General features: G+C 29.1%; 12 protein-coding genes. 7 read left to right on the forward strand and 5 right to left on the reverse strand.

Annotation, left to right across the window (positions count from 1 at the left end; genetic code table 11):
• Nucleotides 1–253: 253 nt before the first annotated feature.
• Genes WPG_RS11690 through WPG_RS11710 form a run of 5 tightly spaced genes read left to right on the forward strand, consistent with a single transcriptional unit; the run spans nt 254 to nt 5,850 of the window.
• Nucleotides 254–1,162, forward strand: coding sequence for a hypothetical protein (locus tag WPG_RS11690; protein WP_045472806.1), 909 nt, complete (start codon nt 254–256; stop codon nt 1,160–1,162).
• A 15-nt stretch (nt 1,163–1,177) separates the two neighbouring features.
• Complete coding sequence (locus WPG_RS11695; protein WP_045472808.1) at nt 1,178–2,152, forward strand: GNAT family N-acetyltransferase; 975 nt, start codon at nt 1,178–1,180, stop codon at nt 2,150–2,152.
• Nucleotides 2,145–3,248 (forward strand): DegT/DnrJ/EryC1/StrS family aminotransferase, encoded by a 1,104-nt coding sequence (locus tag WPG_RS11700; RefSeq protein ID WP_045472810.1) that lies wholly within the window; start codon nt 2,145–2,147, stop codon nt 3,246–3,248. The genes WPG_RS11695 and WPG_RS11700 overlap by 8 nt, the downstream gene beginning before the upstream one ends.
• The gene (locus WPG_RS11705) at nt 3,249–4,559 is read left to right on the forward strand and encodes an O-antigen translocase (RefSeq protein WP_045472812.1); all 1,311 of its coding nucleotides are present in this window, start codon (nt 3,249–3,251) and stop codon (nt 4,557–4,559) included.
• 10 nt (nt 4,560–4,569) lie between these two features.
• Nucleotides 4,570–5,850 carry an O-antigen translocase gene (locus WPG_RS11710; protein WP_045472814.1) on the forward strand — a complete coding sequence of 427 codons (1,281 nt, stop codon included), beginning with the start codon at nt 4,570–4,572 and terminating at the stop codon, nt 5,848–5,850.
• Here WPG_RS11710 and WPG_RS11715 read toward each other — a convergent pair.
• Both WPG_RS11715 and WPG_RS18645 read right to left on the reverse strand, forming a co-directional pair.
• On the reverse strand, nt 5,847–6,635 hold the full coding sequence (locus WPG_RS11715) for a glycosyltransferase (protein WP_231850181.1): 789 nt from the start codon (nt 6,633–6,635) through the stop codon (nt 5,847–5,849). The genes WPG_RS11710 and WPG_RS11715 overlap by 4 nt on opposite strands.
• 185 nt (nt 6,636–6,820) lie before the next feature.
• A complete protein-coding gene (locus WPG_RS18645; RefSeq protein ID WP_231850182.1) occupies nt 6,821–6,991 on the reverse strand; it encodes a hypothetical protein in 171 nt (56 codons plus the stop codon).
• Between the two features lie 44 nt (nt 6,992–7,035).
• Here WPG_RS18645 and WPG_RS11720 point away from each other — a divergent pair, with 44 nt between their 5' ends.
• On the forward strand, nt 7,036–8,130 hold the full coding sequence (locus tag WPG_RS11720; protein ID WP_045472816.1) for a glycosyltransferase: 1,095 nt from the start codon (nt 7,036–7,038) through the stop codon (nt 8,128–8,130).
• 10 nt (nt 8,131–8,140) lie between these two features.
• Nucleotides 8,141–8,551, forward strand: coding sequence for a sugar 3,4-ketoisomerase (locus tag WPG_RS11725; RefSeq protein ID WP_045472818.1), 411 nt, complete (start codon nt 8,141–8,143; stop codon nt 8,549–8,551).
• On the opposite strand, the gene WPG_RS17545 is transcribed toward WPG_RS11725, so the two are convergent.
• The 3 genes from WPG_RS17545 to WPG_RS11740 are packed head-to-tail and all read right to left on the reverse strand — an operon-like array spanning nt 8,531 to nt 11,486.
• Nucleotides 8,531–9,472 carry a glycosyltransferase family 2 protein gene (locus WPG_RS17545; protein ID WP_052471260.1) on the reverse strand — a complete coding sequence of 314 codons (942 nt, stop codon included), beginning with the start codon at nt 9,470–9,472 and terminating at the stop codon, nt 8,531–8,533. The two genes, WPG_RS11725 and WPG_RS17545, sit on opposite strands and share 21 nt — an antisense overlap.
• Before the next feature lies 1 nt (nt 9,473).
• Nucleotides 9,474–10,778 carry a hypothetical protein gene (locus WPG_RS11735; RefSeq protein ID WP_045472820.1) on the reverse strand — a complete coding sequence of 435 codons (1,305 nt, stop codon included), beginning with the start codon at nt 10,776–10,778 and terminating at the stop codon, nt 9,474–9,476.
• Nucleotides 10,779–10,802: 24 nt separating this feature from the next.
• Entirely contained in the window at nt 10,803–11,486 is a 684-nt protein-coding gene (locus WPG_RS11740) for a cell division ATP-binding protein FtsE (protein ID WP_045472823.1), read from the reverse strand.
• Nucleotides 11,487–11,492 lie beyond the last annotated feature (6 nt).

Below are 11,492 nucleotides of genomic sequence, written 5' to 3' on the forward strand. Positions count from 1 at the left end.
TTCACAAGCATAGAAAATTGTAACAAGTGTTAAAATTAGATTTAGAGTGTATTTAAAGAAATTTATTCTGGTTGTTACTATGAATTGGTATAGTAAACAATACATTATAAGTTTTATATCTTTACACTGAATAGAAATATAATCTATTTATTAAGCCAATATTAAAATATGCTCTACAGTATTTATCATAAAAAATAATAGATACATTCTTTTGTTTGTAGTGTAACGGTAATTAGAATCATTTAGATACTTGATGAAATTATTTTTAAGACGTATTTTTTTTCTTATTGTTCCAATTGCATTTATATGTTGTGTAGTTGAATATGCGATTAGACAAATTCCTAATGCTTATAAAATTAAAGCTGAATATTTAAGGGAAAATTCAAATGCAATAGAAACTCTAATTTTAGGAAGTTCTCATACTTTTTATGGTGTAAATCCAATTTTTTTTGAATCTGAAACTTTCAATGCGAGTAATATCTCTCAATCACCAGATGTAGATTTTGCTATTTTGAAATCTCAAGGGAATAAGCTTAAAAGCTTAGAAGTAATAATCTTAAGATTATCTTACGACACTTTATTTGAACAACTTAAAGATTCACCTGAAGATTGGCGATTAAAAGATTATAATCTCTATACAGATGTGAATTTCGATTATTCTTTAAAACATAATTCTGAATTACTTTCATCAGGTGCACGGCAAGCATTGAAAGTCTTAAAAGGATACTATATAGATAAAGAACCTATACTTAATTGTGATAATTTGGGATGGGGAAATGACTTATCGAAAAGATTAGAAGTCAATTTAAATAATGCAGGCAAACTTGCAGCTTTAAGACATACCATTGAAGACTGGGAACTTTTGGATGAGAATATCAATGTTTTTAGAGATTTGATTAAATGGAGCCAAAACAAAGGCATCAATATTATCTTAGTTACACCACCAGCCTATAAGAGTTATAGAGATAATCTTAATAAGGATCAGTATAATGAAGTAATTAGAGTGGGTAAAGTTCTCGATTCAGAATTTACCAATTGTACCTATTATAATTACATGTCTCATCCAGGTTTTAGTGCAGATGATTTTTATGATGCAGATCATCTAAATAGTCTAGGAGCAAAGAAGTTTTCGTTAATACTTAATGACTTAATAGAAAATTAAATTTATTTTTGGTTGATGTCAGATTTTAATATCAAACCATACAATTCATCAGATAAAATTATTTGGGATGACTTTGCTTCAAAAAGTAATCAAGATACTTTTTTGTTTCAACGCGATTTTATAGATTATCATAGCGAAAGATTTCAAGATTTTTCTTTAATGATTTATAAAGGAGATAAGCTTATCGCATTATTACCAGCGAATGTAAAGGATAAGATTTTATATTCTCATCAAGGATTGAGTTATGGTGGTCTAATTATATGGTCACAAACTAGGTTTAATGATTATGTAAATATTGTACAAGCCGTTCTAAAATATATAGATAGCAAGTCTATCGAACAGTTTTTTATTAAAGCTTTACCTTCTATATATAATGAGCTTATAAGTGAAGAGTGGAACTACATTGCAAACAGTTTAGATGTTAAAATAGAAACTACAGACAGCTATTTTATAATAGATAATTCAAAAGACTATGCGCCAAATAGAAATAGAAGGAGAGCTTTAAAAAATGCTGAATCACAATCAATTGAAATTGTTGATGATGACATTGATTTTTTTTGGGAATATATACTATCCAAAAACCTAAAAAATAAATTTGGCATTAAACCAGTTCATACTATTGAAGAAATAAAACTTTTAATAAACCGTTTTCCTAATAACATTAAGTTTTATGCAACAAAAATCAATGACACTTTAACAGCTGGAGTTGTACTGTTTGAAACAAAGCATGTGGCACATTTTCAATATAGTTCTGGAAATGAAGAGTGTTCTGAAACAGGTTCTTTAGATGTTTTGTTTCATCATATTATTGAAAAATACCAAAACAAAAAATATATTAGTTTTGGAAGCTCTTCCACTGATAAAAGCTTAAAAGTTAGTAAAGGATTAATGTATTGGAAAGAGAGTTTTGGAGCTAGATTAATTACACAAAACACTTATGCTATTAATCCATGTAACCGTGATAATTTAAAAGCAATTTTTAATGATTAAGTTTTTAGATCTACATAAAATCAATCAACGGTTTCAAGACGAATTTCAAATTATATTTAGTAAGTCTCTAGAGGATTCATATTTTATTTTAGGTAAAAACGTTACAAGATTTGAAAATGAATTTGCTGACTATTGCGGAGCCAAACATTGTGTAGGTACCGCAAATGGATTAGATGCGCTAACGTTGATTCTAAAAGGCTACATTCAACTAGGGAAATTAGAAAAAGGAGATAAAGTTATTGTGCCTGCAAATACATTTATTGCTACAATTTTATCTGTGATACACGCTGAGTTAGTTCCTGTTTTAGTTGAGCCTAATCCAGTTACTTATAATTTATCTTCAGAAAGTGTTATAGAACAACTTCAAGATGATGTAAAAGCAATTGTTATGGTGCATTTATATGGGCAAATAGCAGATGTTGAAGGCCTCAATCAAATTGCAAAAGAACATAATTTACTCTTATTAGAAGATGCAGCTCAGGCACATGGAGCCGTTGCTAATTATAAAAATAGTAAAACAGGTAATCTTTCTCATGCTGCAGCATTTAGCTTTTATCCCAGTAAAAATTTAGGCGCATTGGGTGATGGTGGTGCTGTGACTACAAATGATTCAGATTTATTTGAAGTTATTAAATTACTCCGTAATTATGGAAGTAAAGAAAAATATCAAAATGAAATTATTGGTTATAACAGTAGGTTAGATGATCTTCAAGCTGCTTTTTTGAGTGTAAAATTGAAAACCCTAGATACAGATAACCAAAGGCGAAGAGTCATTGCTAATGCGTATTTAAATAAAATTGTAAACGCAAGAATTAAACTGCCATTTTATAACGGTTCTAAAAATCATGTGTTTTATGCTTTTGTAATTGAAGTTGAAGATCGTGAAGATTTTATTCAATTTTTAAATAAGCATAATATTCAATTTTTAATTCATTATCCAATTCCTCCACATCAGCAAAACGCATTGTCTAGTTTGTCGGTTTTAAGTTTACCAAAAACGGAGAGAATACACAAAAGAATTATAAGTTTACCTATTAGTCCAGTAATGGCAGATAGTGAAGTGCAAACCGTTATAAACGTTTTAAATACCTACTAATTGAAAAAGTTTTTTAACTATATAAATAATGAGGTTCTGGTAAAAGCTGCGAGTCTGAATACTGCTAATATTAGTGTTAAGATTATTGCAGGAATTTTGATTTCTAAATTCATAGCGGTACATATTGGTCCACAAGGTATGGCACTGATTGGTAACCTAAGAAATTTTGTAAGTTCAGTACAATCGGTTGCTATTTCTGGACTCTATAAAGGTGTTGTAAAATATATAAGTCAATGTAAAGCTAATGTTGATGAGCTTACTAAAACATTGTCCACGGTATTTTATTTTGGTTTTTTCTCATCTTTATTTTTAGCTTTTTTATGCTATTACAATGCTGAGTTTATTAATGATTTTATTTTCTCTACCAACTATAATTATGCCTATATTATTGAGACTTTGGCACTAGTATTACCATTCTATGCCTTAAATATGTTTGCCTTTTCTATAATGAATGGGTTTGCTAAGTATAAAATTCTGTTGATTATAAATATTACCGGACAGATTTTAGGGCTTTTGGTGACTTTACTTTTGATATGGCAAGAGAACATTGATGGTGCTCTAATAGCTGTAGTTATTACTCCAGCGCTTAATTTATTAATTACATTAGTTGGTATTGTTTTTAGACAGAATTTAATGTCTTCACTTAAGATTACTGATATAAGCATTTCTATATTAAATAAATTGAGTCCTTATATGATTATGGCCTTAGTTTCCGCAATTGCTTTACCAATTGTAATGATAATCATTAGAAATTACCTTATTTCTGAAATAGGTATTAAAGAGGCTGGCTATTGGACGGCTATGACTAGAGTTTCTGATTATTATTTAATGTTTATCAACTCTTTAATGGTACTATATATATTACCGCGGTTTGCGGAAATCAATTCAAGGAAAGAGTTTAGAAAAGAAGTTTTTAACTTTTATAAAACTGTAATGCCAGTTTTTGCAATAATTTTAATTATTATTTATCTAAGTAGGTCTATATTGATTAATATATTATTTACTGAAGATTTTAGACCAGTTGAAGATTTGTTTGGCTACCAAATTTTAGGCGATTTTATGCGAGTTCTATCTATGGTTATTGCTTATCAGTTTTTAGCAAAAAAGATGTTTGCGCACTTTATAATTTTAGAAGTCTTCCTTTTATTAATTATGTACTTTTCTAGTATTTATCTTATTGATGTTTTTGGACTTAAAGGTGCAGTAATGGGACATTGTTTAAGTTATGTCATGCACTTTGGAATAATAGTACTAATTTTTGGAAGTTCTTTATTTGGAGTTCTTGGAGGAGAAGGTATGGATGATTATTAAATAAGTAGACGTGAAACTTCCAAAATTTATAAGTAATAACCTCGTATTAAAAATCACTTCTGTTAATGCTGTAGTTATTGCAATTAGACTAATTGTTTCTGTTTTTATTCAGCGTATTTTGGCGCTTACAGTTGGTGAAGCAGGTATTGCAAATATTGGCCAAGTTCGTAATTTAATTGCAATGTTATCGAGTACTACAACGCTTGGTGCGTTTAGTGGTGTTGTGAAATATGTTGCTGAATTTAAAGAGAATAGACCTGAAATTTCTAGACTTTTTTCTACTGCAACTTTATTTCTTTTAATAGGCTCACTTTTATCAGCTGCAATATTATTTTTTACTGCAGAATTTCTGTCTTCTTATATTTTTAATTCTAGTGATTATGTTTATGTATTTCATTTGTTAGCAGTAGTTGTTCCTTTTATTGGATTAGGAAGGCTTATAAATGGCGTTGTAAGTGGTCTGTCAGATTATAAAAAATATGCTAAAATTGAACTTATAGGTTACCTACTAGTTACAGGCTTGCTTGTATTTGGTTTATATACTAATGAATTAAAAGGTGTAATTCTTGCTATAGCCTTAGCACCAATTATTCAGTTATTAGTTTTAATTTTTGTATTTGGTAAAACTTTAAAGACCTATGTTAAACTTAATTCAATAAAACTTAATCTCAGTTATAAAAATCAATTATTGGCATTTACATTAATGTCTTTTGTTTCTGCTTTTTTAATCAATTTTGTAGAGTTAGATATTAGAACCGTTATTACAGATGAAATTAATATTAACGAAGCTGGTTACTGGACTGCGATTACATTTATATCTAAAAATTATATGGTGTTTGCTACAGGTATGTTCACATTATATGTATTGCCAAAATTTTCGAGTATTAAAACCAAAGAGGAATTTAAACAAGAAGTTTTACATATTTATAAATCTATTTTGCCAGTTTTTGGTTTAGGCATGTTATTAGTTTTTCTTTTAAGGAATTTAATTATCGAAATTGTTTATCCAGAATTTAAAGGCATGGAACCACTCTTTAAATGGCAGTTACTTGGTGATTTTATTAGATTGGCTGCTTTGGTTTTATCATATCAATTTTTAGCAAAACGGATGGTGAAGAGTTTTGTAATTACTGAGCTCATCTCTTTGGCTTTATTTTATATTTTTACTACTGTTTTTATAAAGATGTATGGTACCGAAGGTGTTGTTATCGCTCACTTTGTAAGATATATTCTTTACTTTATTGTTGTTGTCTTTTTTGTACAGTATAATTTTAAAAGCTTAAAAAGCTAAGATGATTTAGAGTTCCATAATTTTAAATAGTTTTTTGCACAATTGATATGATCGTGGTGTTGCTCTACAAATTTTCTTGCATTAATCGAAATTTCAGTAATTTTTTCAGGATTAGTAATTAAAGTTTCAAGCTTTAATGCGATGTATTTTGCATTAGGTAATGCATTTATTGCTACTGAATCTTCTTTTAATTTAAAATAATCTAACCATTCTTTTTCTGCGCCAGTAAACACTACCTTACCTTTTGCCATAGCTTCTAACGCATTAAAACCTTGATCGTAAGCATAGATCTGATCTAATAGTATATGAGCTTTGTCAAAACTAGTTATGTAGTCTTTATATGGTAGGTTTTTAGCAGTAATGATTTCAATTTTGTCTGCATATTTGTCTGCAATAATATTTAAAGCTAATTCAAAAATATCATTACCTTTCTTATAATAGTTATAGGTGTTAATACCATGAAAAATAACAATTTTGCCTTCAATATTTGAGGTTTGATAAGGAAGTTCACTAAGATTAATAGCGTGAGGAATCATACCTAAATATTTCGGATGATTTTCTAACGGAATGTGGTAATCTAAATCATTGGCAATAACACCTTCAATAGTTTTAAATATATGCTGGTGCAATTTTATATGCTCATTAGATAAATAGCTCAAAGCAGGTGAGAAGTCTTTTTTAGAGCCTTTATTTTCAAAGTAAGGTGTTAAAATATCATACCTAAATTTTTTGTCATAGGCATAAGAAACACTTGGATAGTCTAATCCTGCTGAGACTAAAAACATACTCTTATTCCAGTCTGTTAACCAATCAAATATTTGTCGCTGATGTTTTCGTTCAAAATCAAAAGGTGCTTCATTAATAAATTGAACAATATCATAATTAGATAGTAAATCTCTTTTAGATTTAATTTGGCGCTTAATTGCAACAGCAGAAATATCTATACCAGTTACCCTTTTAATTAATGACCTTATTTTTTTAAAAGAAAAGATGTAAAGTAATCTTTAAACTCAATATCAACATCTACTTTTTTAAATCCATCTCTGGTACTTGCAACTACGGCAGTATGATTTAGCGATTCTAGCCCTTTTTTAATATTCCAATGCGCTCTATTAAATTCACCAAAAAGTAAAATCTTCATCTGTTGAGGTTTCATTTAATATATTTACCAAGTAATTAAGAGGTATGCAAAGTAAACATAAAAAAAGAATCTGTATTGTATCTCGATCATTAAGTGAGGGAGGCGCAGATAGAGTTGCTGCAATGCAATCGATTTTTTTAAGTGATTTAGGTTATCAGGTTTTTATTGTAACTATTCTAGATGGTATTGCTTACCCTTACAGAGGTGAATTGTTAAACTTAGGTAAAATTAAAAAGCGAAATGATACCATTATTGGACGTTTTAAGCGTTTATTGTTATTTAAGAATTATTTAAAATCTAATAAAATAGATATTATCATAGATCATCGTGTGAGATCTAAACCATTTTCAGAATATATAATCTCAGGTTTCATATATCCCAAAAAGGTAATTTACATGGTACATAATTATGCCATCGACTTATACTTTCCACCTTTTAAATGGCTGACTAAACTGTTTTATAAAAATTCTAAAAGTATTGTATCCGTTTCAAAAGGTATTGATACTTTAGTGAAGAAAACTTATGATTTTAATAACCAAACAACGATTTATAATCCAATAGACTTTAACTACATTAATGATCTAAAAAATGATGAAATTAGTGAATCTTCATCGTTTATATTTTGGTATGGTCGTTTTGAGGAAGAACAAAAAAATATGTCTTTGTTAGTAGATGCGTATCAAAAATCTGAATTACCAAGAAAGAATATAAAACTCATTCTCATGGGTAATGGAAAAGATAAAGAGATGATAAAATCCAAGATATCAAGTTTCGATAATAATCATATGATAGATATTATTCCATTTTCAACAAATCCTTTTGCCTATATTAATGCATCAAAATTTACAGTGTTATCGAGCCGATTTGAAGGTTTTCCAATGACGGTTTTAGAGTCTTTAGCTTGTGGAATTCCTGTTGTAAGTGTACAATATCAAAATTATCAAGATGGTGTAATTGTTAATAATATTAATGGTTTACTAGTAGAGAATGACAATCCCGAAATACTTGCTGAGGCATTTAATCGTTTTATTAATGACGAAAAATTATATCTTAGCTGTAAAGCTAATGCAAAGCAAAGTGTAATGACCTTTGCGGTAGATAATATTGCTGAACAATGGAAAGATTTAATTGAAGCATAAATGAAGAGTAATGAAAACAAATATTGAAGATGTTTCAGTAATTGAAATTCCTAGGGTACATGATGAACGTGGACTTTTAGCCGTAATTGAGAATGATATAATTCCTTTTGAGATTAAAAGGGTTTATTATTTGTACGATGTGCCTAGTGATGCTTTTAGAGGCGGACATGCACACAAGAAATTGCAACAATTAATCATTCCACTTTCTGGAAGTTTTGATGTCCTTATTAAGGATGGTGAAAATGAACAGACCATTAATTTAAATAAACCTCATAAAGGTTTACTAATAGTACCAGGAATATGGCGTGAGATTGATAATTTTTCTTCTGGTTGTGTTTGTTTGGTTTTAGCGTCTTCGGTTTATGATGAATCTGACTACATAAGAGATTTTAATGATTTTTTAATTTTTAAAGAGTCTTAAATACAATGGATTTTTGATAAGGTAAGGCCTTATTTTATTAAGTAATTGTAAAAGAACTGATGGTGTGCTTAACAGCATCTTCTGCTTAAAATTCAAGTTTTTAAAATCTATAGTTTTAATCGTCTTTTTAGAAATTTGTGATTCACCATTAATTTTTGTTCTTAAAGCCAAACCATAACGTTTAATATCTAAATATTTTTTTAGGTAAGTATTGTTTATTTCAAATTTAGAGAACGAATTGAAAAGTATAAATCTTGCTTCATTATCTTCATATTTACCTAAACTTCCCTCAATTGAATTATCATAAATCATAGTCGATTCTGGATGAAACACAATGACTTCTTTTAAAGCAACTCTAATCCATAAATCTAAGTCTTGACTGCTTAAATAAATAGGGTTAAACATGTCGTAGTCTATAAATTTATCTTTTTTAATTGCGGCTGCTGAAGTCCAAACTAAAGTGTTTTGTAAGCTAGCTTTAAAAAAATCTTCTACAACTAGAGGTTTTGACTGGGATATGTCAATATCTAGTTTTGCAGGTAAAATAGCGTGTTCACTGTGTTTAATATGGTAATTAGTTGCATAGATACCTGCATTTGGTGAAAAATCGATACACTCTTTTAAACTTTCTAAGTGCTTAGGTTTCCATATATCATCTGCATCTAAGAAAGCTATGTAAGTACCTTTTGCAAAGGATGATCCATTGTTTCTAGCTTTACTTGCACCTTGGTTATCTTGATGAAATAATTTTATTTTCTCTGAAGAAAAGGTTTCAACTATTGATACACTATTGTCTGTTGAGCCATCATTTACTATAACTATTTCGTAATCTTTAAAAGTTTGGTTTAATGCACTTTTTAAACATTCAGAAATATATTCTGCTTTGTTATATAATGGAATTATGACTGAGAAAAAAGGCATATTAGCGATGATCTAGTATATGATTGGCAATATACTGAGACGATTTTAAATCTTTATCTGTAATTGAACCTTTTAATAAAGCAGTACTAAATAACAAGTTTTTAAAATTGTCTATACTTTTTATATTTGGTGAATAACTTAATGCCTTTTCTAATAGTAATGCTACCTCATCCTTGTTTTTAAGTTTTAAGCAAATATTTGTCCAGTCATAAAAAGAATTACCTAAGACTACAACAGGCTTGTAATTTAAAATCGCTTCAACGCCAACTGTAGAATTGTTTACAATGATAACATCTGAAGATTCTATAGCAATATTGAGTGAAGTCAAATTATCAATTTTAATTTCATTTTCGATCGAAAAATCATAAAAAGACTTTTCGTATTTATCAATAAATAAAGGGTGTTCTCTAATTATTAATTCTACGTTTTCAGGAAGATTAGAGTATATGCTTTTAATAATTTCTGTGTGTGATTTAAAAAAAGGGCTATGATAAATCATATTAACATCTAGTGGTACTTGTAAGACTAGAAGTACGATTTTATGATTTGTGTTATAATTGATTAACGGGTTTGTAGCCTTAGTTGTCTTAAGTGTAGAAGTGTTTATATCTGCAAATTTTAAATCTGGTGGATAAAATTTACTACGCTTAAAAAGTGCAATTAATAGCATATCGAAACCTCTATAAATTGGAGATCTTTTATATTTAGTTGTGTTATGATTTAAATCAAACCCCGAATCTGAATATGTTTTTGAAGTACCTAATTCGTTCAGTTTTCTAATACTCAAATTAGCGTTTACTCCGCTTTCATCAAAGAATGTTGTGTTGAATGGACCTTGTTCTATAAAATAAACCTTGATATCATTTTGTTTAGCAAGAGCAACTGCAATTTCAATACTCATACGAGAATCACCAACACAAATAAGATAATTAGGTTTTGATTTTGTAAAGATCGAATCAAAAATATCAATATATGCCAAGGCTTGTAATTGTAATGCTAATTTTGAAATATACTGATTTAAGCCGAGATGAAATTTAGTGTAATCATTATATGGAAGATTTTTGTAAAGCTTTGTTTCATTAATAATACCAATATAACTTGCCTTTTTTCGTCGCACTAGAAATCTAGCTTTTAAAGCAATCCAAGAGCTGAATTTTAATCGTAATAAGGTGTATAAAAAGCCACTAAAATGAATACTGTAAACTTTAAAATCTAGAGGTTGACTCGAGCCATTTTGGAGGTTCTTTTTAATGTCGAGAAAGAATCTCGAAAATTTATCAAAATAGCCAAGACAGAGTACAGTCATTTGTTTTATTTAGAAAAAGCAGACTTAAGTCTTACGTTGCACAACTTCAAAAACTTTGTTTTCGTCACACTTTAAGGTTTTACTTGGATATTTTAAAAGTAGTGCATAATCGTGAGTTGCCATTAAAATGGTATTACCATTCTTATTAATGTCTTGCAACACTTCCATAACTTCAATACTAGTTTGTGGGTCTAGATTTCCTGTTGGCTCATCTGCTAAAATTAACTCAGGATCATTTAATAAAGCTCTGGCAATGGCAATGCGTTGTTGTTCTCCACCAGAAAGTTCATGAGGATACTTAAACCCTTTAGTTTTCATTGCAACTTTATCTAAAACGGTTTCAATACGCTCTTTTATTTTTTCTTTTTCTTTCCAGCCAGTAGCTTTTAATACAAACTCTAAATTTCCATTAATAGTTCTATCTGGTAGTAATTTAAAATCCTGAAAAACAACACCCAATTTTCGTCTTAAAAACGGAATGTCTTTCTCTTTCATGGTTCTAAGATTAAAGTCAACAACAGAGCCTTCGCCTTCTGTTAACTCTAAATCACCATAAAGCGTTTTCATAAAACTACTCTTTCCACTTCCTGTTTTACCGATAAGATACACAAAATCACCTTTTTGCATTTCAAAATTCACATTTGAAAGCACCATGCTTTCTCCTTGGTATATGGTAGCATTTTGAAGTTGTAAAACCGTTTCGGACATATTTTT

Source organism: Winogradskyella sp. PG-2, from assembly GCF_000828715.1.
In the GTDB taxonomy this organism is placed as follows: Bacteria; Bacteroidota; Bacteroidia; order Flavobacteriales; family Flavobacteriaceae; genus Winogradskyella.

Excerpts from the sequence above, each read along its gene's own strand:
- WPG_RS11690 (WP_045472806.1), top strand. The coding sequence starts at position 254 with ATGAAATTATTTTTAAGACGTATTTTTTTTCTTATTGTTCCAATTGCA.
- WPG_RS11695 (WP_045472808.1), top strand. The coding sequence starts at position 1,178 with ATGTCAGATTTTAATATCAAACCATACAATTCATCAGATAAAATTATT.
- WPG_RS11700 (WP_045472810.1), top strand. The coding sequence starts at position 2,145 with ATGATTAAGTTTTTAGATCTACATAAAATCAATCAACGGTTTCAAGAC.
- WPG_RS11715 (WP_231850181.1), bottom strand. The coding sequence starts at position 6,635 with ATGTTTTTAGTCTCAGCAGGATTAGACTATCCAAGTGTTTCTTATGCC.
- WPG_RS18645 (WP_231850182.1), bottom strand. The coding sequence starts at position 6,991 with ATGAAGATTTTACTTTTTGGTGAATTTAATAGAGCGCATTGGAATATT.
- WPG_RS11720 (WP_045472816.1), top strand. The coding sequence starts at position 7,036 with ATGCAAAGTAAACATAAAAAAAGAATCTGTATTGTATCTCGATCATTA.
- WPG_RS11725 (WP_045472818.1), top strand. The coding sequence starts at position 8,141 with ATGAAAACAAATATTGAAGATGTTTCAGTAATTGAAATTCCTAGGGTA.
- WPG_RS17545 (WP_052471260.1), bottom strand. The coding sequence starts at position 9,472 with ATGCCTTTTTTCTCAGTCATAATTCCATTATATAACAAAGCAGAATAT.
- WPG_RS11735 (WP_045472820.1), bottom strand. The coding sequence starts at position 10,778 with ATGACTGTACTCTGTCTTGGCTATTTTGATAAATTTTCGAGATTCTTT.
- WPG_RS11740 (WP_045472823.1), bottom strand. The coding sequence starts at position 11,486 with ATGTCCGAAACGGTTTTACAACTTCAAAATGCTACCATATACCAAGGA.